Consider the following 22,609-nt stretch of genomic DNA (forward strand, 5'->3'; position numbering starts at 1 on the left):
TCAGTACAGCTCGACCAATCCTAGGAAATAGCAGACCTGAAAAATTAATCTTTACACTGTGAAACCCCAAGGATCAAATCTTAGCTATATTCAGCCGCAAGGAGCTAGCCAGATTAATACTGGTTATGGCATTCTATTACTTCTTGCTATCCTTGGCGCTGCGTTCCTCTTGATCAAAATACTCGGGCTCGCTGGTGGAATGATTTTATTAGCGCTTCCCGTAGGCCTTTTGGTCATCTCTATCTTATGGAATCAGCCGAAATATGGCGTTTGGGCTACGCTATTGATGGGTTTTCTCTCTTCGGGATTGACCCGCTATGTTCCCGGACCTTGGGGATTGTCAATTGATATCTTGCTCGCGCTGTGTTGGTTGGTTGTGTTGATGAATAAACAAATCCGAGTCAATTGGAAAAATGCCAAAAACGATCTAGTATGGATCTCCTGCATCTGGATGCTATACCTATGTCTGGAAATGGTCAACCCAAGTGGCAATGGCCCCATCGCCTGGTTCTATGCTATGCGTGGTATTGGTTTCTATCAATTTCTGACCATTCCCTTGGTCTTCCTTCTATTTCGAGAAGATCGTGATGTACAAAAGTTCCTTAACATCATTATTGGACTATCCCTACTGGGCACTATTTGGGGCTTCAAGCAACAAATCTTCGGTGTTGATGCGGCTGAGTATTATTGGCTCTATGACCTGGACCATCACGAAGAACATGTATTGCATGGAGTGCTTAGGGTCTTTTCCTTTTATTCAGACGCAGGAGCCTTTGGTGCTTCTCAGGCCATGATGGCTCTGCTGTGTGGGATTCTCTTTATGGGACCCTCTCCTATGATGAAAAGGATTAAATACTTAATACTTGGACTAATCTTCTTTTTGGGCTTTGCGATATCAGGAACACGAGGTGCTCTAATGGTGCCATTAGCCGGTGGCATTGCCTACCTCATTCTGATGAAAAATTTCAAAGTATTGGCCAGTGGCTTTGCTGGAATTGTTATTGTCTTTTGTATACTCAAATACACCTTTCTTTTTCAAGGCGTTGAACAAGTCAGGCGTATGCGCACGGCCTTAGACCCTAATAATAAGTCGATGAGCGTAAGGCTAGACAACCAAAAGATTTTTGGCCAATACCTAGCCAACAAGCCTTTTGGTGGCGGTATTGGTACCGCAGGGTTTTGGGGTGCCAGATTCAATCCGGACTCCCTAATGGCCAATACCGCTACAGATAGTTGGTATGTCAAGATCTGGGCCGAGACGGGTTTTGTAGGTCTACTGCTTCACCTAATGATTATCGGATACATACTCGGCAAGTCTGGCCATGCCATTATGGTCATGCCCTCATCACAACGCAAGTCAATTGCCATGGGCTTTTATGCTTCATTTGTCGGCATAGTCTTCGCCAGTTATGGCAACCAAGTCCTTGGTCAAATGCCAACAGGCCCGATTATGAATATGATGATCCCTTTCCTCTTTATCCTCACTAGAAAAACCCAATCCTAATACCCACTACTCATTACGTAATACGCACTACGAATTACTCACTACGCTCTACACATTACCCATCGTCAAAACATCTCCATTCATCCTCATTTCACTGTCAGTCAACGGTTATTCTGAATAGTCAAAACCGCCTCAATTAGCTTTAAACAAATAAAAACAAAGAACCATGACCGGACTTATCTACATACTCGCTTACATCCTAATAGGCTTTCTGATGCTAGCAGGTTTATATCAATTGACACTTGCTATAGCTTCCAGATTTAAAGCAAAATGCATCTGTGAATTTGATGGTGAAGCCAGAAGGCTTTTGGTTTTAGTACCCTCATATCGAGAAGATGCAGTGATCATCAATAGTACCAAAATCAACATGAGTTTAAAATATCAATACCCTTCGGCCCGGTTCGACTACGTAGTAATCAGTGATGGCCTCCAACCAGATACAAACAAAGGGCTGACTCAGCTGGGTGCCGAGGTCTTAGAAGTGAACTTTGAAAAGAGTACAAAAGTGAAGGCACTGCAAGCGGCCATGCGAAAGTATGATGGTAATTATGATGGCGTGGTAATTTTAGATGCAGATAATACGGTTGACACCAACTTTCTATATAAAGCCAGTCACTACTTGAGCTGTGGCCACAAAGCCATTCAAGGGCTTAGGAAAGCCGCTAATACACAAACCAACATTGCACTGATGGATGGTCTATCTGAAGCAGCAAATACAGCTATGCTTTGTGCAGGTGCCAACCGTCTGGGGCTTTCCTCCAAGTTATCGGGCTCGGTCATGGTATTTGACTATCAACTATTCAAATCATTGGTCTTCTGTCTAGAAGCGGTTGGAGGTTTCGATAAGGAACTAGAGCTGGCCATTACCGAAAGAAACATCTTCATCAAGTATGCCCATGATTTGGTTGCCTATGATGAAAAGGTATCTGACAACCGATCATTTGCCAGACAAAGAGGTAGATGGCTACAAGCACAGTATAGCTTTCTATTTCAATCCATTTACCCAGGAGTGAAATCATTGATGGCTGGGAACAGAGATCATTTCCATAAAGCGATCCAGCTAGCACTACCACCGAGGGTTTTGAGCCCCTTTATTTTGGCCATTGGCCTAATGAGCTCAATAATCGCTGGTTCTACGGAACTCACAATCCTTAGTTCAATTGGTCTTCTAGCAACCGCAGGTGCTTATCTAATGGTTTTGCCATTACCATCCCTAGTGAAAAGTGTATGGACCATTATACGGACAATGCCATCCCTAGTGATCTCAACATGTAAGGCTTTGACATTGATGAAAGCCTCTAAAAGAACTTTTCTACATACACCTCATGGTTTAACGAAGGCTCATGTTTGAAGGAATGCCCTGGCCGATAGCAATCCCAATAGCCCTAATGGCTATGGCCTATGGCATCATGATGTCCAAACGGGAAATGAAAGAAGAAAAAAAGGCAAAGCAAGGTAACCATGAAAAATAAGCTGAACATACTTTTAATCTGCAAGACCATGCCATGGCAGTTCAAAGGCGGTATTCAAACACATACCTGGGAACTGGCCAAAGCACTCAAGAAAGCTGATCATAACGTCTCGATTGTCGTGGGTGGACCCTTTAGAAGTAATGAAGTCAAAACCCTGCGAAAAGGTGTTGAAATCATTAGCCTTCCCTACTTTCCAGGGAGATACATTAAGCCGATAAGTTTTGCTGCAGAGGAAATTGCTTTCAACCTAACAGTGAGAAAGTGGGTCAAAAACCATCATCACAACTTTGATATTATTCATGCACAAGGAAGAAGTGGCTACCTTCTTTTTGGACTTAGGGGCATCCGTCAAAAGCTAGTCAGTACAGTTCATGGACTTGTGGAACTAGAAAACAATCATATCAAATGGTATGACCTGAACAGGCATATTCACAGGTATTTAGCAAAGAGCTTCGAGTCTAAACTCCTAGAACAATCCAAGATTAGTATTTCAGTCAGCGAAACCCTTAAAGGGCAAATGAAGGTATCTCGATCCACGGACAATGAGGTCCATGTAATCCCAAATGGTGTCAATACGGATCATTCCACAAATACGGCTAAACGATCCGCATTTCAACGCTTTCTTTTTGTAGGCAGGCTCCATCCCGTCAAGGGCATCAGTGCAATCGTTGAACATATGAGGTTCGCGAACCAGAATATCTGTCTGGATATTATTGGTGATGGCAGTGAAAAACAGAAGATTCAAGCCTCTATTAAGCAATATGCATTAGAAGGCAGGGTTCGGCTACTTGGAGAGCACAGTAATGCCAAAGTACATGAAGTGCTGCCTTACTATCAGGCCCTTATACTGCCGAGTCAATATGAGACACAAGGCATTGTCCTACTTGAAGCCAATGCTCATGCAATTCCTGTGATTGCCTCAGATATCCCGGCCATTCGAGAAACTATTGAAAACGAGCACAATGGACTTTTATGTGACCCTAGTAAGCCCTTAGAATTCATTGAGGCCATGGAATATCTCTCCAGCAAACCCACAATTGCTCATCAAATGGGTGTTAAGGGCATGCTGAAAGTACAACATTCGTATAAGTGGTCTACCATCGCTGAGCGCACCATTGACACCTACTATAAAATTGCTCAGTAATGATCAGTAAACTCTTCAAAAGCAAATTTGCGACAAATACGGCCTGGGCCTTTGGAGGTCAAATCGCCTTCTTAATGGCTAACTTTATTCTATTCCTCTTATTGGTCAACAGGTTCTCAACAGCTGAATTTGGTAGCTGGGCCTTATATATCACAGCCATCTCAATTGCAGACTCCGTCAGACAAGGTTTAGTACAAAACGGTTTGACTAGACATATCATTCATCAGCCTGATAATGCTAAAGCAATCAGTACAGCGGGTTTTATGATTAACTACGCATTCATAGGTCTGGCAGGAACTCTTCTTTTCATACTTCCACAATACTTAACTGCTGACTTAAAACTGACCGAACTACTTCGGCACGCCCTGAAGACACTGACTGTTTTAGGAACCATCCAACTCATTGCGACCTATTGTCAAGCCAAAGGTGATTTTAAAACCTACTTCAAGGTAAATACGATCTACCTGATTTGCTTTACCGGCCTACTTCTGATTACACGATCACAAATAGAAACGCTGTCATTAGTCCAAGTAATCAATTGTCAATTGTACGCTTTGATATGCCCAGTCCTCTATTACCTCATTAAGGTTCGGCCTCAATGGCAAATGCCTAAGAAAACCAATGTACTGAGCCTTTTGAGCTTTGGAAAATATGTAAGCGCGACAAACCTTATGTCCATGGTATTCCATAAATCAGATGTACTGATGATTGCCTTTTTTATGGATCCGACTGCTGTTGCCATCTTCCATTTTGCCACCAAGATCATGAACTATGCCGAGCTGCCACTTCATGCCTTATCCCAAGTCATTTACCCTAGAATATCTGCAAGTTATCAGAGCCCAAGGACAGGTGATCTAAATACTGAATATGGAAGCTCAGTATTAAGATTATTAGTCTTTGTAATACCTATATGCCTCATACTCATAATGTTTAATAGAGAAATCATATCAATCTTATCTTCAGTGGATTACAGCAACTCATCGCAACTGATAATTATACTGAGTGTGGGCATGATCTTTAAGCCTATTGGCAGAGTATTGGGACTAACACTAGATGCCATTGGTAAGCCAGAAATCAACTTTCGAATGCTATTGATCAGTGTTGCACTGAACTTAGTGATGAACGCTCTCCTGATACCTATATATGGTCTACCTGGTGCGGCAATTGCGACTAGTTCAAGCATTCTCATTACCATTCTGATTGGCCAAGTCGGACTGATGAAGCATAGTGTTATTAGGCCTATCCGAGACATTAGGAATTCGTCTAAACCAATTTTTAAAACGCTAAAGACATTATCATGGAATTAACCTTCGGTACAGCCCAAATACACACCAGTGAAAGACTGAAAAGTAGGCCTGGTATAGCAAAGCTTTTCCATAAGATATTCGGATACACCAATGTGGGCAACTATGCTAGGTTTACCGTTTTCAAGAAGCTCCTACGGCATACTCATTCAATTGAGAATGGCAAAATACTCGACCTGGGAACCGGTTATGGTGAATATGCCATCAGTTTGGCCAGTGCATACCCAAATGCTTGCGTACATGCCTTGGATATAGATACTGAACGCATTGCTGCAGTAAAAAGAGCCACTCAAAAACTGGAGTTAGACAATATGCATACACATTGCAAACCCATAGATGGTTTGAGGGATAAGGCTTTTGACCTTATATTTTCCATAGATGTGTTCGAACATATTGCCCCTGAAAAAATGCCCTTCCAGGTGGCATATGACAAACTAAAACCTGGAGGTCACTTCATTGTAAAAATCCCTAATGCCATCCAAAGAACGCTATTCCCTGAAAAGTGGTTTGACGAACATCATGACTGGCTGGAAGAAGAGCACATTGGTCAGATCTATGATCTGGAAGGCCTGAAAAGTCGTTTTCGAAGGGAAGGATTCATTATCACTCACGCCTCCTATTCAGATGGGTGGCTCTCAAGGTTCGCTTGGGAATTGGCCTATTTAGGGAAAAAGACAGGGTTGCTTGGGCAACTCGTCACCCTCCCCATTGCTAAACTATTCATTCATGCCGATCGCTTGGTACACTCCAACAATTGGGGAAATGCCATTCAGGTTATCGGACAAAAGCCATTATCATGAAACATCCAAAAGTAAGTATCATCACCGTCAACTATAAGCAACGTGCAGTCACCTGCGAATTACTCGATTCTATTGCAGCACTCTCATATCCAAATTTAGAAACGATTATCGTGGACAATGCCCAAGAATCTGACGACAGCGAAATCTATAAGATGCATTTACCGAAAGTAAAAGTCATCAATGTACGGGAGAATATTGGATTTGCTAGTGGCAATAATGTAGGCATTAAAGCATCGGACGGAGACTTTATTTTCTTGTTAAATAACGACACAGAAGTAACAGAAGGGATTATTAAAAAGATGCTCGAAAGCTTCAGTAAAAGCGAGAGAATTGGTGCCGTTAGCCCCATTCTAAAATATTATGATACACCTGATCAGATTCAATTTGCTGGCTTCACGGAAGTCAATCCGCTTACAGGAAGAAATGAATTGATCCAAGAACAACCCGAGAAATTGCTGGCAGATACCTCCTACTTTCATGGGGCAGCAGTGATGATTCCCAGACATGTCATTACAAAGTGTGGTCTTATGCCAGAGGAATACTTCCTCTATTATGAAGAGCTTGACTGGTCAAGAATCATTAGAAATAAGAACTATGAGATTAAGGTAAGAACTGATATTGAAGTCTTACACAAAGAGTCCATAACCACAGGTAAAAACAGTCCACTTAAAGTTTACTATCAAAATAGAAACAGAATTCACTTTATGAGAAAATCCAATCGAAAACAATGGATCTTCTTTCTGGCTTTCTTTGTGCTCATATCAACCCCAAAAAACCTTCTGAAACATTTAATTAAAAGAGATTTAGTGCACCTCAGAGCTTTTTCTAAAGCCATAATCCATGGCTTAATAGTTCCAAGAGTAGGAATACAAGCTTTTTGATGGTCAACACTTTTCAACTGCCATTGAACGAAGTAATGTGACATGTTATCGATAGAATCAAAATCAGGTGTTGGTCTGAACTAATTTGATCTAAAATTTAAAGACATGGAAATCATACTTTGGACGTCAGTTGGAATTATTTTTTATCACTTCATTGGATATGGAGTAACCTTGACTTTGCTCAATAGACTAAAAAGCGGGAAACCTTCTCCAGCACCTCTCTCCGACACTGATTTGCCAGAGGTTACAATGCTGATAGCGGCTTATAATGAAGAAGACATTATTGAAGAAAAGATCCTCAACTCCATATCTCTTGACTATCCAAAAGACAAACTAAAAATAGTCGTAGTATCTGATGGCTCAGATGATCATACCAATAACATTGTCAGAAAGCATCCAGAGGTCGAGCTCTATTTTAAACCATTAAGACAAGGAAAGATTGCCGCTGTCAATCGAGTTATGCCATTGATAAGCACTCCCTATACCGTCTTCACAGATGCTAATGTCATGATCAACAAAGATGGTTTAAGGCAAATGACGGATCATTTTCAAAGGAACAGGGTTGCTGCAGTATCAGGTGAAAAAACCGTAATGAGCGCAGCCTCGGATAGTGCTAGCGCATCGGGAGAAGGCTTTTATTGGAAGTATGAGTCTTATCTAAAGCGCATGGACGCGCAGTGGAACACCTTAGTGGGATCTGCTGGTGAACTCTTTGCCATTCGCACCCATTTGTTTGAGACGATTGAAGAAAATACACTAATCGAAGATTTTATAATGACCATGAACTTGGCAGCCAAGGGCTATACAGTGGCCTACGAACCTAAGGCCTTGGCGATAGAGACAGCCTCAGCAACAATGGCCGAGGAACAAAAGCGAAAAGTCAGAATCAGTGCCGGGGGAATACAAGCCGTCATTAAGCTCTTACCGCTACTGAATTTCTTTAAGTATGGTAAACTTACATTTCAGTACGTTTCACACCGCGCCTTGAGATGGACATTAAATCCCATTGCCTTATTGCTCATACTGATATGCTCGTTTCAGCTGGCGAGTGAATTCTGGCTCTACGAAGGGTTGCTAAGGACACAATTGATCTTTTACCTGTTGGCATTTGTCGGATATGTGATCAGAGATGGCCAAACCAATGTCAAATGGCTACATATCCCCTATTACTTCATCTTTATGCACCTCTGCATAGTATTAGGCTGGCTCAAATACTTCAGTGGAAAACAGCAGGTGACTTGGGAGAAATCCAAGAGAGTAGCTTCAACAATAAGTCTTAGTCAGACCCAACTATTGAAATAGAGGTTGTTCAAGGAGCCAAAAAAATTAATGAGATATTTAGAGCAAAATCACTTATTGTAAGAGACTTTGCCAGCACTGTATTTACCAACTAATTACAAAAACCTTAAGTCTTTCACCTCGAACCTTGCAACTACAATAAGTTCAGCCTTTTAATAAGTGCTTCTTTATTGGCTCTGGAAATTGGGATCACTTTGTCTTCAATCAATAGATTAGACTCTTCGATGTCGATAATCTTGGATAGGTTAACCACATAAGACCTGTGCACCTTAGCGAAGTTGTACTCATTCAAGCGATCAATAACACGCTTCATGGTAGAGTGTACGATATAGCCCTTCTCCTTGGTCTTGAAAAGTGCGTAATCACCTTTTGCTTCAATGTACAATAAGTCTGAGATATTGATCTTAATCAGTTTAGAATCGACCTTTAAGAACATGCTGTTGTCTATAATCTTAGACATGCCTGGCTTATCTTCAGCCTTCTTCAGTCGCTGAAAAGCAGACATTGCTACCTCAATAGCCGCATTAATCTCTTTCACTCCATAAGGCTTGACTAAGTATCCAAAGGGACCTCTTTCCTTCGCACGAGATACGGTTGTGTTATCCGCGAAGGCAGTTGTGAAGATGAAAGGAATATCAAATTGATCATTAATCAACTCTGCTAAATCAACTCCGTCAATATCACCACCAATCTGAATGTCCAGGAGTGCAATCTGCGGTTCATGTTCATTACATAAACTAATGGCTGTTTCAGCATCTGGTGCGATTCCAACAACCTGATGGTCTAATAATTCAAGGATGTCTTTAACACTATCTGCTATCATAGGGTCGTCTTCAACGACCAGCACTTTCAATTGACTCATACTGTGGTTTTATTTCCCATCAATATAGGAATTAGGAGTTAATTCACACGTTAATAAGAATTACTTATAAGGAAGTTCGACAATAAACTCAGCACCCTCGCCTACCTCGCTGATTACAGAAACATGACCACCATGCATTTCTGTAAACTCTTTGACAATAGATAAGCCTAATCCTGAACCTTGGATATTCTTAACGTTAGTAGCGCGATAAAAAGATTGAAAGAGTCCTTTCTGATCCTTCTTAGGAATTCCAATGCCGAAATCCTTGACATGTATGTTCACGGTTTTCAACTTGTTAAATGCAAGTGTGACCTCAGGAGTTGATTTATTTTCCGAGTACTTGATCGCATTGGAAACCAAATTGCTAATCACATGATCAAGTAGTTGACGATCATAGGCCACTGGTTTCGGAACACCAACCACCTTGAAATCAATCGTCTTAGGATCAGCGTCATCATATCTGTGCTTAAGGACCAAGTGCTCACAGAAGGCCACTAAATCATCTTCTCTTTTCTTAATCTCTATTTTCCCAGCCTCTATTCTACCTAACATTAGAATGTCATTCATAAGACCGGTTACCCTACCAATTTCCGAAGATATCCGATCGAAATACTTATCAAAAGATGATGCTCCGTCAGGTAAAAGGCTTCCCAGCTTGAAGTTAATGAGGTCAGTGTTCTGTTTTATGGTAGTAAGAGGTGTCCTAAACTCGTGAGAGGTCATAGCCACAAACCTTGATTTCAGTTCATTCAGTTCTCTTTCTTTATTCAGCGCCTTTTCAGTCTCTTCCTGCACCTTTTTCTGAACGGTGATATCGCTAACAAATGCGGTAAAAGTCTCAATACGCTTTGTCTTGACAGGAATAATGGCCAACTCTATTGGGAATTCCTCTCCATTCTTGCGGATGGCAGATATCTCTATCTTTTGATTGAGCACTGGTCCTTCACCTGTCTTTAGGTAATGCTTCATTCCACGATCATGCGCCTCACGGAAATTAGGAGGAATAATCGTATCGGTCAGAGGTTTACCGATAGCTTCATCTGCAGTGTAGCCAAAGATCACCTCCGCTTGACGATTCCACTCTGTCACAATACCCTTTGTATCAATAGTGATCACCCCGTCAATAGCAGAATCAAGGATCTTACGAAGCTTATTCTCATTATCCCTAAGTTCCTCCTCGGCCTCCTTTTGCTTCTGATGTGCCAAAGCCCTATTCAAGCGATTCGAGGCTAATACAGCGATCGTATTGAGGGTCTCCAGATGCTGCTGTGTAAAGAAATTTCTTTGAGGATGCTCCGAATCAATCACACCGATCACTCTGCCATTAGCAACAATTGGCACCGATATTTCCGAAAGGCGCATGGAATCATCTACTATGTAGCGATCATCCTTAGAAGTATCATTAATTATCTCAGCCTTACCGGTAAGTGCTACACTACCCACAATCCCTTCGCCTAATGGAATATGGATGGGGTTTTTAATAATGCGATTCTTCTCTGTTTTGGCACCATAGGCAGCAAGCTGCTCGAGCATCTCTGACTCCTCATTCAGCACATAGATCACACAATCCTCAAAGTCAAATTGATCAATGACATTTTCTGCAATTTCCCAGGCAATGTCAGTCAATGAGTCATCATCCAATAATTTTGTCACAAAACCATTGATAGCACTTAGAAATTTCTCGTTATTCTTCAGTTCGATGTTTTGAGCTTCAAGCTGGTTTCGTGCTGCGATAAGTGCTTCTTCATCCTTCTGCTTGTCTGTAATGTCCATATGAATACCAATGGAACCCGTTCGGTTACCGTCAATATCATAAATGGGCGCTCCTGAAATGAGAGAATAGATCGGGGAACCGTCTTTATGCCTAAGCTTGATCTTATACACAGAAGCTACACCATCTCCGCGTTTCTCATGCTCTCTTTCTATTATGTCTTTCGTATCATCATCGACCAGTATGTCCGAAGCGATTTGTCCCACAAGCTCATCTTGTGTGTATCCCGATATGATACACATGGCCTCGTTCGCATATACGATTCGCTCATCAAGATCGACTTCCATCAATCCATACTGAAGGTTTTGAATGATACCGCGGTACTTCTCTTCAGATTGAGCCAAGACCCTTTCGTTGTCATGTCTTTCAGAAATATCTCTGGCAATTGCCATTAAACCTGTAATCTCAGTGCCATTCTCAATCAACTGCACATTTTGGCCTAACCAGGCTTTATTACCATTCTTATCAACTATAGGAAACTCCATATAGGTTGATGGAATAGACTCATTGACTTGGTTTCTGTAGTGCTTTTGAAGTTTTCCTCTCCAGTCTTCTCTTACTAATTCCAGATAGGTCATATCCAGGCACTCTTCTCTGGAATAACCAGTAACCTCGCTTGCCTTTGGGTTTACATAGGTAAACTGGCCCTGTAGATTTATCTCATAAATAATATCATTGGCAGCCTCTACTAGGAGCTTGTACTTGTCTGTTTTGAATTTGTTCGTCAATACCCTATCCTGTTTTTCAGAAAAAGTAATATGGTATAAATCGCTGGAAGGTTCAACTTTTACATCAACAATGATGTCGTCTAAAGTAAGTTGTGGGGTATCCTTAGATTCGGACGTGGAAGACTCAAGAATAAGCTTTAGCAGGCGCTCATCAGGTTTTTGTCCCACACATAATTGATATCTACTAATCAAATGATTAGAGATACTGCTTCTTTCTTTCAAGAAGCCATCATGGCCTATCTTTATGTATGGTTTGATCCTGGGTTGAGTTACTTTAACTCAAAAGAACTAAACCATCATGCTACAATTCTAATAATTCGTTGACTGACCATCATCCTTCGATAACTGACGGTATGTTTCGATAACTGACCAAATAATTCGATGAATGAAATCTAAAAAAGCTCTCCCTGTACGCCTTGAGAAACTTTGATATGAGGCATAGGTGCTCTCGATTTCATTGAAGCCAGCGCCAGTCTGGATGTTTTTGCAGGTCTTTTCAAGGTCATTTGACCAGACTTACCCAATGCCTGAGCGATTAACTCATGCTCTAAATGTATAAGGCATTTGAGCCTATCCAAAGTAGGCTCTTCATCCGATAGATATGCTAATTTTTCATCAATCCGCTCAACTGAGGTTAAAGCAGATTGTAAGCCTTCCTGATAAGCGTTTGTAGTATCCTCCTTACTGCTTGCAGCAATACTTGAAGGAATACCAATAGCCAACAGGCTGATTTCATTAATCAAACCAGCCATATTAGTTTGTGTGTATTTACTGGCCAACTGGTGGGTGGTCGACACGATCTCCATGCCTTGTTCCAATATTTTTAAACTTCCAAAAGTCTTCATCTCAAGTTCTTTAAACTTAACGCCCCTTGCAATCTCCGCCACCTGGTATGGCGGAGACTGGTCAGTTAAACTGACATGGGACTAACCTAAACATTAATTAAGCCCTAGCAACTCTCCTTCTGATTTAGCAAAGGGCAGTGTCGTCAAACTTTCCCAGGTATTAAAAGGTGCTTTTCTCTTTAGTATATGTAATCGTGTAATTCTAAAATTATTAGTATAAGCCACATGCTCGTAGTCCTTAACCGCCTCCATAAACTGAAAGGCATTCAAATCACGCGCAATGCTCATAGCAGGCTGATAGTGCTTATTCAGAAAGGCCAGTGAGATTAGCTCTTTAAAAAGCCTAAGCCTTAGTTGATTATAAACATCTAAAAGCGACTGCTTATTCAATACATCCAGATACACATGCTTCTCTATTCCATTAAACCCAAATCCGTTCAAAAACACTTCAAAACCATTGATTTCGTCAAGCACTTCTTGCGTGGCATTTAATATCCTCTGTTCTCTTTCCTCCGGTTGAAAAAAGGAAACCAAACGAATATGAGCACATGAATTCTGACCAGCATAAGCCCCATACTTAAGGAAAAACTCTTTCTTGAATTGCTTTACCTCCTCGTTTATTTCGGCATAAGGAAGCGCAATGACCATATACTCACTAAGCGTGGTATAGGTAAACATTTTGCTGGTGTTTTCTGTAATCATGACTCAAATATACTAAATATATTAGTATTACAAACTACTATTTTTAGTATTTCTGAAATACATCCCAATTGAAAGGAATCGCACATTTTTAACCAATCGGTAGGGTATCTCTGTCCTTAACGTATTCAACCCAAAGACCAAAATCATGAAACAAACAATAGTGATACTAATCAGCTTAGTGCTAATTGCATTAGCAGCCTGCAGCAACTCCCCTTCACCGGACTCAGATTCAAAAGAGAATCAAACTAACACCTTGAGCAATGAAAGAATGCTCTTGGTATTGTCAGCACCATCAGTCAATGAGCAATACTACGCTCCTGCATTCGATCTGATCGTTGACTTTCAGATTAACTACGCAAAGCAAATCATGGGAAATGACAATGTGGTGATTATCGTTGATTGTCAAACTAAGTCTTTCTATGAGGGCAAAGTACCTGAGGACATATTGATCACTGCAGATGTATATGATATCTGGGTGAGAGACTTTACAACAGTCAATCCACTATCGCCTGTACAATTTACCTATACCTGGGCCTCCATGTTGCGACAGCAAAGCAGAGAAGTTCAGGGAAGCTTTAGCCAATTGGCTGACCAACTCAACATTGTACGAACCAAAACCGACCTTTTAATCGATGGAGGGAATATTGTAGACAATTACAAGGGAAGAGTAATCACCACTACCCGATTCCTGGAAGACAATAACCTCTCATATGCCGAAGGTGTCTCTCGGCTCAAGGACTTACTTGGTGCAAGTGAAGTAGCCATCATCACACCAGATGAAGAAGTACTGGCTCATTCAGATGGTATGGTAAGCTGGGTGGATAATGATACACTATTGATCAATGACTATAGCACTAACCCAGCTTTAAGAACGGAAGTAATGAATGAGTTGAACAAGGCCTTTCCCGGTATATCAATCATAGAGGTGCCTGTTGAGTACGCGACTAACCCTCCCGGACAATGGGATGGCTTTGAATCGGCTTGTGGTATCAATCTCAATGCGACAGTTACCTTTAATAATATCTATGTGCCAACTTTTGGAATGAGTCACGAAGCTGCTGCTTTGAGAACAATAAGAGAGAATACGACTAAGAATGTGATAGAAGTAAATGCCGAAGGCATATGCGCTATGGGTGGTAGTGTAAGATGTCTCACCTGGCAATTAGCTGGTGAGAATGCTGAGCGACTCATCCTAGCTGCCAGAGCACAATAGTGCTTGCATCCCCCATCGGATTTTAGGAACTTCCCATGGTCATAATTAATCGACCATGGAGAAGAAGAATATTGAGGAATACTTTTCAGCAGACGCACCACATCCAGAAGCAATGAATCTATTAAGGAGCATTGTTATGTCCTTCCCTTTTGATGAAACAGTGAAGTGGGCCTTCCCTGTCTACATGATCAATGGGAAAAATGTGATCGGTCTGGGAGGATTCAAAGCTTATACCGGAGTCTGGTTTTTTCAGGGTGTATTTCTTAAAGATGCTTCGCAAAAGTTGATCAATGCCCAGGAAGGCAAGACACATGGCATGCGTCAATGGCGTTTTAATACAATAGAGGAAATCCAGGAAAATGAAGATTTGATTCGAACCTATATTCAGGAAGCCATTGACAATCAACTGGCAGGAAAGGAATTCAAACCTCAAAAGAAGGCTGCCAAACCCCTTATCATTCCAGAAGAACTCAAGGCAGTTTTGGATGCCGATCCCAAACTCAATGAAAGCTTTGAAGCACATTCCCTTACCAATAAGAGAGACTTTGCCGAACATATCGCTACTGCAAAACGGGATGAAACCAAACAGAAGCGTCTGGAAAAAATTATCCCTATGATTCAGAATGGCATTGGACTTAATGACAAGTATAAAAAGTAGATTTCACCTCAATGGCATTGTACTTGTAGTGCCAGTGTTAAAAGTGATTATGAAAAGAACATATGCAATCCTCTTGGTAGTACTACTACCTTTTAGCCTCTTCGCACAAGATCAGGAGGCCAACACCTTAAAAGTTCAAGGTTCGGCACAGATCGAAATGATGCCAGACCTGTTTCAATTTGATCTCAGGTTTAATGTGACTACCGAAGCCCAGCGTCAATCGATCGACAGTCTCAATGACATGACAGACTATATGATCAAATGCCTCACTAAGAAAGGAAAGATCAGCAAAGACAGCTTAAAGACGATTGGCTTCTATACAAACATCAATGACAATCAATACAGACCTGAAGTCAAAACCACCTATACTGCCAGCCAAACACTACAGTTGAAGATTGGTGCGGATAAGGAGCAAATCATAAAATTGCTGAATGTAATTGCAGACACCAACTTGCCTGTGAATGTAAACACCAGCAGTTACTTCAGTGATAAAGCTAAAGCCAAGTCCGAAGAAGCCTTGATAAAGGCGGCTTTTGAAAATGCCAGCAGACAAGCCCAAATGCTCGCCAGTGCCGGTAATTTTGAAGTTGGAGCGGTAAGAAGTGTAGATTACACTCAAGGCGAACCTTTTCAAGTCAATGCCTTAGCTCGGATGGAATCCATGGCCATGAAATCATCAGACGATAGAAGCTTTGCTAATTTCAACCTAGCACCTCAGGAATTTCAGAAAAGCATCCGAATCTCATACTTCATTCATCAAAAGAAGAATTAATGAAAGCCCTCCTCTGCCATCAATTTGGATTACCTGAAACACTGACGATGTCAGATATTGAAACACCCAGCCCCGGCCCTGCTCAGGTATTGATCAAGGTAAAAGCTTGCGGTGTCAATTTTCCGGATACCTTAATTATTCAAGACAAGTATCAGTTTAAGCCGGAATTGCCCTTTGCTCCTGGCGGTGAAGTATCCGGAGTTGTAGAAGCAGTGGGCTCAGAAGTAAAGCATGTACAACCCGGAGATAAAGTATTTGCGCTTACCATTTGGGGTGGTTTTGCAGAATATGTATTAGCGGATGGACACAAGTGCCTTCCAATGCCTGAAGGGATGGACTTTGTCACTGGAGCCATTACCATGTACACTTGCGGTACTTCGCTTCACGCCTTAAAACAAAGGGCAAACATTCAAGCCGGTGAAACATTAGTTGTGCTTGGTGCAGCCGGAGGCGTAGGCCTAGCCGCGGTGCAAATCGGAAAACTTATGGGCGCTCATGTGATAGCTGCTGCCAGTTCTGATGAGAAACTAAAACTCTGCAAAGCCTCTGGAGCCGATGAAACCATCAATTACACAAAAGAAGATCTAAAGACGCGTATTAAAGACCTCACTGATGGAAAAGGGGCTGATGTCATTTACGACCCGGTAGGTGATCAATATTCAGAACCAGCAGTAAGGGCCTTGGCCTGGGAAGGCCGCTATTTGGTTGTTGGTTTTGCTGCGGGTGTACCAGCCTCAATCCGACTCAACTTACCCTTATTAAAAGGAGCTTCAGTTGTAGGTGTTTTCTGGGGAGCCTTTGCTCAGAAACAACCTAAAGAGAGTTTTGAGAACTTTCAACAAATCCTTGAGTGGATCAAATCGGGACAGCTAAAGCAGAATATCTATAAGCAATACCCATTAGAACAAGGTGCTCAGGCCATCCGCGATTTAATGGATCGTAAAGTGATCGGCAAAAATGTGGTGGTAATTTAATAGACTCAATACGCATTACTCAATACTCGCTACGCTCGTCACTTCTCACAAAAAACACCTTTAGGAAAATAGAGCTGCCTCAAGTAAAAGTCCATAATACCGTCTTTTACCAACTTTTGCTTCCTAAAGTAAGACGCGTATTCTTTCATGCTTGATTCAGCACCCTTGAAAATCACTACCTGTCCTTTGTTCCCATCGAAGGCCATATCACTCAAGATTTCAATGTCCTTGAATTCTCTTTTGGCCTTTTTCAGGTGACCCAAAGTAAAACGGTTGGTCTTGGCAGCATAAGCACCATCACTGTCAAACTTATTTGTATAGCGTATGATAAAGTAAGTCGTCATTTCGATGGTTTCCTCCGGCACATCCCACAAAGGGCAGATCTTCCCTATCTCCATATTAAAGGGTAAAACTTCCAGTTTAAACCTTCCTGCCGCGATAGCTGGGTCAGTGTCCAATACCGCTTGCGTCTCTTGAAGGTTTGTATCGAATAGAAAGATCCCGCCTCCACCATAAAACGGCCCTGCAGCAATCATCTTCCTAGCCTTGACCAAATTGTTAATATTTGCCATATGCCCAGCCTGGAGGCTATCGACCTGTTCTTTGGGCAGTTCTGCTCTATCCTCATTAGTATTTAGAAAAACAAAAGTATAACGGCCCTGCATTGGGTCCTGAGCAGATAGTGAAGTGACTATGACTAGCGCAAAAAATGTAACAAGTAGTCTCATGATTGAAAAGCTATCATCGAATTTAATGAAAATATGGGTTTAAGCTTTGAGTTATGAGCTTCAAGCCTTAAGTCTCTTGCAATTCACTTATTAGCTTATTCACTTTCTTACTTCCAGCTTCTGACTTCAGCCTTCCGACTCCTATCCATTCACATCACAATTTGACTGTCCTTCAAAACATTAGCCTTGTCAATGTATCAGATTGATTAAATTAAAGCAGAACTATCATTACAACTATGCTTCAAAAGAGAATCACCATCCTCCTATCTCTATTTCTCACCGTTTTCACGCTATCGGCACAAGAAACCTTAGATGATAATCTAAATGGTCATCGCTTTCGATTTATTGGGCCAGAAGGTAATCGTACCATCGCAGTAATCGCAGAACCAGATAATCCTCAAGTAGCCTACATTGGCGCTGCATCTGGTGGTCTTTGGAAAACTGAAGATATGGGCATTAACTGGCGACCTATATTCGACAAACAAGACATCTCTTCCGTTGCCGCGGTAGAGTTAGCACCTTCTGATCCCAAGCAGGTCTGGGTGGGCACAGGGGAAACCTTTGTAATTCGCCCAGCGCATGCCATGGGTAATGGCATTTATTTCTCGCCTGATGCTGGAAAGACCTGGGAACATAAGGGTTTGGAAAAGACAGGAAGAATCGGAAGGGTAATTGTTCACCCGACCAACCCAAAAGTGGTATATGCTGGAGCATTAGGACATACTTATGGACCTCAGAAAGAACGGGGGGTTTATCGCACCAAAGATGGCGGGGACACCTGGGAGCAAGTACTTTTCATTGATGAAGGTACAGGAGTATCAGATATGGCGATCGATCCCGAGAACCCTGAAATCATTTATGCTGCCATGTGGTCGGTTAATATCAATACCTGGGGCTTGAATTCTGGAGGTGCCGGTAGTGGCATTTATAAGTCCGTAGACGGTGGCGACAACTGGGAACCTCTTAATAAGTACGGTCTGAGTTTTGGAGCTGAAAGACCTGTAGGAAAAACCTCAGTGGCCGTGGCGCATAGCGATCCAAACATCATTTACGCCCTTTTTGAGGCCGAAAGCCCTGAAGTATGGCGTTCTAAAGACACAGGTTTAAGCTGGGAACTGATGAGCCAGGAGCATGCCTGGAACGAAAGAGCACCTTACTATACCCGTTTGAGGGTCAATACTGGCGATCCGAACGAAATCTATTCAATGACGGTTCGCTTTACGCATTCTTTAGATGGAGGGAAAACACGAAACCGAAGACCACCAAGAGGCGGTGGCGATAATCACGACATTTGGATCAATCCAAAGAACCCTGATCACTATATGGTAGCCCACGATGGTGGTGCCTCAATCACCTATAATCACGGTAAATCTTTTCAACGTGTAGTCTTGCCGATAGCTCAGATGTACCACGTTTCCGTTGATGATCAAATTCCCTATAACGTATTCGGCAACAGGCAAGATGGATGGTCTTATATGGGACCAAGCAATTCTTTGCAAGGATATATTCCACTAGGGCTTTGGAAAGGTGTAGGTGGCTGCGAAAGTGGCTTTGCCAAACCAGATCCAAATGACAATAACATTGTCTGGTCAGGTTGTTATGATGGTGGACTTGACAGACATGACCTCCGAACAGGTCATACAAGAGATGTGCGGGTATGGCCCGAAGCCGGATACGGCTGGGCACCGGCAGATATGAAATATCGCTGGCATTGGAACTTCCCATTGAGCTTCTCTACACACACTAAACATCGGGTTTATGCAGGAAGTCAATTCGTGCATCAATCGGATGATGGTGGACAGAGCTGGCAAATCATCAGTCCAGACCTTACCCTAAATGATAAGAGTCACCAACAGAGTTCTGGTGGTGTGGCCATCGACAACCTAATGACATTCGATGGGTCCACCCTATTTGCCATAGAGGAATCACCTTTACAGGCAGGTATGATTTGGGTGGGTACCAATGACGGTCAGGTTCAATTGACCAAAGATGGTGGTAAGGAATGGGTGAATCTCACAGCGAATATTCCTGACCTACCGAAATGGGGAACCATTGCCAATATTCACCCTTCAGCAAATGATGCTGGTACCGCCTATATCTCTGTAGACCTACACCAAATGGGAGACTTTGATCCTTATATCTACAAAACAACGGATTTCGGCCAATCCTGGACCAAGATCTCTGACGGCATCCCTAGGTCAGAATCAAGCTTCGTGCATGTGATCAAGGAAGACCCAAAAAGAAAAGGCCTACTATATGCAGGAATTGACAAGGGCATTTATGTAAGTCATAATGATGGTCAAACCTGGGCGCGCCTCAGACTGAACCTACCTCCTGCTCCCGTCTACTGGCTTGAAATACAAGAGCGCTTTGACGACTTAGTAGTCGGCACATATGGACGTGGCTACTACATCCTTGATGACATGAATGCTATTAGAAATGCAGATCAACTCAGCGGAAAAGCTCAAATCGTAGATATAAGAGATACTTACAGGTTCAATAATCGAGAGAGTATCAAAACCGATGGACCAAGTTATAACTCTGGACAAAATCCTCCGAATGGCGCTATCATCAACTTCTATTTACCTGAGAAGGTAGAGGGAAGCGTCAGTATTGAAATCAAGGATAAGGATGGCGACCTAATTCGCACCGTCAACACCAGAGCCAATGAAGGCATAAATCGAGCGATCTGGAACTTGCGATATGAATCTACCTACAGACCTAAGCTTAGGGTTCAACCTCCAGGCCGACCATGGGTACAATTGAATGGCGAAGGCTGGAGACCATTGGTACAATGGGACCTTGACCTTAATGCAGGTCAGTTAGGCCCTAGAGTAGCACCAGGTACTTATGAGGCTCACTTGGTGATCAAAGACAAGGAAGGGAATGTAATTGAATCAACTAGCAAGCCCCTTAATGTATTGAAAGATCCTAAGGCAGAAGGAACGCAAGCCGATATTGAGGCACAGGTGGCCTTCTCTCTGGAGTTGAGAAACGCTATGAACCTTGCCGTGGTGAATATTAATGCTGTTGAGGTGCTTCGCAAAGAGTTAGAAGACATCATTGCCGAAGTAAGCGATAGAAGAACGCAACGTGAAGCCGTTCGCTTAAAAGCTGCAGCAGAGGAAGTGGCTAGCATGCTTTATGATATTCACTTGACAGGTGCGCGAGAAGATGCCTTCCGCTCCCCTATTAAGCTATATGGTCGTTTGAGTGCTCTCGCCAGCGATATCAATAGCAGCGGAATTGACTTCAAACCTACCGATCAGCAAGGTGAAGTAAAAGAAGTACTAAGTGATCGATTGGAGAATGCCATTGCCAAATTCGACAAACTGATCAAAGAGGACATCCAAAAGTTCAATAAAGCCCTCGAGCGTAAGAACAGAACCATTGAAATTGAGAAAACTGGCGGGGATAAGTAGTTAGTTATCAGAAAGCAGAATTCAGGTCCAAGGCCGAGAACTGTCCATCCGACCGCTCTAAGCGGTCGGATGGATTAGTTTTATACCCAAGCACAATTGGAACGTCATTTCGATCCCGATGAATCGGGAGAGAAATCTTAACCATTCTGAAAATATCAGCAACTTTAAAAGAAGAACCCCTCTGCATCTCCCCTTGCCAAGGGGAGAATTTCAACCTTACGGCAAGCATTATATCTATGCCGGCTGATTAAAAATAGTCCATCAATCAATACTTGGCCCAAAACAATTGTCTTCATTCCTGATTTACTGATTTCTAGTTTCTATTTTGGCAACTATATGCTGATCACCTTATCCATTATTGTTGCCCTTGCCCTAATCGGCTGGGCCTTCCTCAATTTCCACCCTCAGTTTGGCGCCAAAGTCAATAAAGAACTCATCGAGAGGTACTCAAAGTCACCACAATGGAATGGGAAGATTTTTGAGAATCAGTCAGAAACGCTGATGGATATTAACCTCAAAACATTACCAGGTCTACTCAGACAACAGTTCACAGGCAGAAAACTTAGAAGCCCAGAACAACCTATCCCTATCATTCCTTTTGATCAAGAAGCCTTTCAAACAGATACCACCAAGCCTAAATTTATATGGTATGGTCATTCTGTCTTGCTACTTCAATTAAATGGTAAGAATCTGTTAATCGATCCAATGCTTGGTCCGAATGCTGCACCGATCGCTCCCTTTGCTGTAAAACGCTTTAGTGAAAGCACATTGGACATCATTGACCAACTGCCTCCAATCGATATGGTTTTAATGACGCACGATCACTACGATCATCTGGATTATGCCAGTATCAAAAAGCTTAAAGCCAAAGTGAGTACATGGTATGTGGCACTCGGTGTCTCCAGACACTTAGAAGCTTGGGGTATTCCAGCAGAAACGATATCTGAATTTGATTGGTGGGACCAACAGACCCTCGAGGGCATTGATATCACCTTTACGCCAAGCAGGCATTTCTCCGGACGAGGTCTGGGCGATCGTGCCAAATGCTTATGGGGTGGTTGGGTCTTCAAAACTGCTGATCACAACATTTATTGGAGTGGTGATAGTGGCTATGATGAGCACTTCAAGGAAGTAGGTGAACGTTTAGGACCCTTTGACTGGGGTTTTATGGAATGTGGTCAGTACAATAAACTATGGCATCCCATTCACATGTTTCCCGAAGAGACTGTACAGTCTTCCATAGATGCTCACGTATCCATTGCCATCCCTGTTCACTGGGGAGGCTTTCCTTTGGCTTTACACACCTGGAAAGACCCGATTGAGCGATTCACTACTGCTGCAGAAGTCAAAGGCCAGAAAATCTCTACCCCTGAAATTGGTCAGGTTGTGACTTTCGGTGATGAACCGACAATGGACTGGTGGTCTGAATTGAAATAGACACCTCTAGCCAACCCCTCTGTATCTCCCCTTGTCAAGAGGAGAATTTCCTCATATAAACAATCCTTCTTCACGTCATTCCGAGGGAGCATC

18 protein-coding genes are annotated in these 22,609 nt (G+C 42.4%); 13 read left to right on the forward strand and 5 right to left on the reverse strand.

The window, feature by feature from the left end:
* Positions 1 to 58 precede the first annotated feature (58 nt).
* The 7 genes from BFP97_RS05005 (at position 59) to BFP97_RS05035 (ending at position 8,407) form a co-directional block, all read left to right on the forward strand.
* Positions 59 to 1,504 (forward strand): O-antigen ligase family protein, encoded by a 1,446-nt coding sequence (locus BFP97_RS05005; RefSeq protein ID WP_083262432.1) that lies wholly within the window; start codon positions 59 to 61, stop codon positions 1,502 to 1,504.
* Positions 1,505 to 1,670: 166 nt separating this feature from the next.
* On the forward strand, positions 1,671 to 2,855 hold the full coding sequence (locus BFP97_RS05010; RefSeq protein ID WP_069841362.1) for a glycosyltransferase: 1,185 nt from the start codon (positions 1,671 to 1,673) through the stop codon (positions 2,853 to 2,855).
* Between the two features lie 110 nt (positions 2,856 to 2,965).
* Positions 2,966 to 4,120: a glycosyltransferase family 4 protein gene (locus BFP97_RS05015; protein ID WP_083262433.1), complete on the forward strand. Its 1,155-nt coding sequence runs from the start codon at positions 2,966 to 2,968 to the stop codon at positions 4,118 to 4,120.
* Entirely contained in the window at positions 4,120 to 5,427 is a 1,308-nt protein-coding gene (locus BFP97_RS05020; RefSeq protein WP_069841364.1) for a flippase, read from the forward strand. The genes BFP97_RS05015 and BFP97_RS05020 overlap by 1 nt, the downstream gene beginning before the upstream one ends.
* Positions 5,418 to 6,224 carry a class I SAM-dependent methyltransferase gene (locus BFP97_RS05025; RefSeq protein ID WP_069841365.1) on the forward strand — a complete coding sequence of 269 codons (807 nt, stop codon included), beginning with the start codon at positions 5,418 to 5,420 and terminating at the stop codon, positions 6,222 to 6,224. The genes BFP97_RS05020 and BFP97_RS05025 overlap by 10 nt, the downstream gene beginning before the upstream one ends.
* On the forward strand, positions 6,221 to 7,105 hold the full coding sequence (locus tag BFP97_RS05030) for a glycosyltransferase family 2 protein (RefSeq protein WP_069841366.1): 885 nt from the start codon (positions 6,221 to 6,223) through the stop codon (positions 7,103 to 7,105). The genes BFP97_RS05025 and BFP97_RS05030 overlap by 4 nt, the downstream gene beginning before the upstream one ends.
* A gap of 105 nt (positions 7,106 to 7,210) precedes the next feature.
* A complete protein-coding gene (locus tag BFP97_RS05035) occupies positions 7,211 to 8,407 on the forward strand; it encodes a glycosyltransferase family 2 protein (protein WP_069841367.1) in 1,197 nt (398 codons plus the stop codon).
* Between the two features lie 130 nt (positions 8,408 to 8,537).
* On the opposite strand, the gene BFP97_RS05040 is transcribed toward BFP97_RS05035, so the two are convergent.
* The 4 genes from BFP97_RS05040 to BFP97_RS05055 all read right to left on the reverse strand — a co-directional run bounded on the left by BFP97_RS05040 (position 8,538) and on the right by BFP97_RS05055 (position 13,312).
* A complete protein-coding gene (locus BFP97_RS05040) occupies positions 8,538 to 9,266 on the reverse strand; it encodes a LytR/AlgR family response regulator transcription factor (protein WP_069841368.1) in 729 nt (242 codons plus the stop codon).
* Positions 9,267 to 9,326: 60 nt separating this feature from the next.
* On the reverse strand, positions 9,327 to 11,933 hold the full coding sequence (locus tag BFP97_RS05045; RefSeq protein ID WP_069841369.1) for a PAS domain S-box protein: 2,607 nt from the start codon (positions 11,931 to 11,933) through the stop codon (positions 9,327 to 9,329).
* A 224-nt stretch (positions 11,934 to 12,157) separates the two neighbouring features.
* A complete protein-coding gene (locus tag BFP97_RS05050) occupies positions 12,158 to 12,610 on the reverse strand; it encodes a four helix bundle protein (protein WP_139135191.1) in 453 nt (150 codons plus the stop codon).
* Positions 12,611 to 12,703: 93 nt separating this feature from the next.
* Entirely contained in the window at positions 12,704 to 13,312 is a 609-nt protein-coding gene (locus tag BFP97_RS05055) for a 2'-5' RNA ligase family protein (RefSeq protein ID WP_069841371.1), read from the reverse strand.
* 145 nt (positions 13,313 to 13,457) lie between these two features.
* On the opposite strand from BFP97_RS05055, the gene BFP97_RS05060 reads away from it, so the two are divergent.
* The 4 genes from BFP97_RS05060 to BFP97_RS05075 are packed head-to-tail and all read left to right on the forward strand — an operon-like array spanning position 13,458 to position 16,929.
* Positions 13,458 to 14,525 (forward strand): agmatine deiminase family protein, encoded by a 1,068-nt coding sequence (locus tag BFP97_RS05060; RefSeq protein WP_069841372.1) that lies wholly within the window; start codon positions 13,458 to 13,460, stop codon positions 14,523 to 14,525.
* Positions 14,526 to 14,580: 55 nt separating this feature from the next.
* Entirely contained in the window at positions 14,581 to 15,183 is a 603-nt protein-coding gene (locus BFP97_RS05065; RefSeq protein WP_069841373.1) for a YdeI/OmpD-associated family protein, read from the forward strand.
* Positions 15,184 to 15,232: 49 nt separating this feature from the next.
* Positions 15,233 to 15,955, forward strand: a complete 723-nt coding sequence (locus tag BFP97_RS05070; protein WP_170827405.1) for an SIMPL domain-containing protein — start codon at positions 15,233 to 15,235, stop codon at positions 15,953 to 15,955.
* Positions 15,955 to 16,929, forward strand: coding sequence for an NADPH:quinone oxidoreductase family protein (locus BFP97_RS05075; RefSeq protein WP_069841375.1), 975 nt, complete (start codon positions 15,955 to 15,957; stop codon positions 16,927 to 16,929). Before BFP97_RS05070 ends, BFP97_RS05075 begins: the two co-directional genes overlap by 1 nt.
* Positions 16,930 to 16,967: 38 nt before the next feature.
* Here the strand turns inward: BFP97_RS05075 and BFP97_RS05080 are convergent, their stop codons facing one another.
* On the reverse strand, positions 16,968 to 17,657 hold the full coding sequence (locus BFP97_RS05080) for a YciI family protein (RefSeq protein WP_069841376.1): 690 nt from the start codon (positions 17,655 to 17,657) through the stop codon (positions 16,968 to 16,970).
* Positions 17,658 to 17,893: 236 nt separating this feature from the next.
* Between BFP97_RS05080 and BFP97_RS05085 the strand changes: the two genes are divergently transcribed.
* Both BFP97_RS05085 and BFP97_RS05095 read left to right on the forward strand, forming a co-directional pair.
* Entirely contained in the window at positions 17,894 to 21,079 is a 3,186-nt protein-coding gene (locus tag BFP97_RS05085) for a WD40/YVTN/BNR-like repeat-containing protein (protein WP_069841377.1), read from the forward strand.
* Between the two features lie 336 nt (positions 21,080 to 21,415).
* Entirely contained in the window at positions 21,416 to 22,516 is a 1,101-nt protein-coding gene (locus BFP97_RS05095) for an MBL fold metallo-hydrolase (protein WP_069841379.1), read from the forward strand.
* The last annotated feature ends 93 nt before the right edge of the window (positions 22,517 to 22,609 follow it).

This window comes from Roseivirga sp. 4D4, assembly GCF_001747095.1.
GTDB lineage: Bacteria > Bacteroidota > Bacteroidia > Cytophagales > Cyclobacteriaceae > Roseivirga.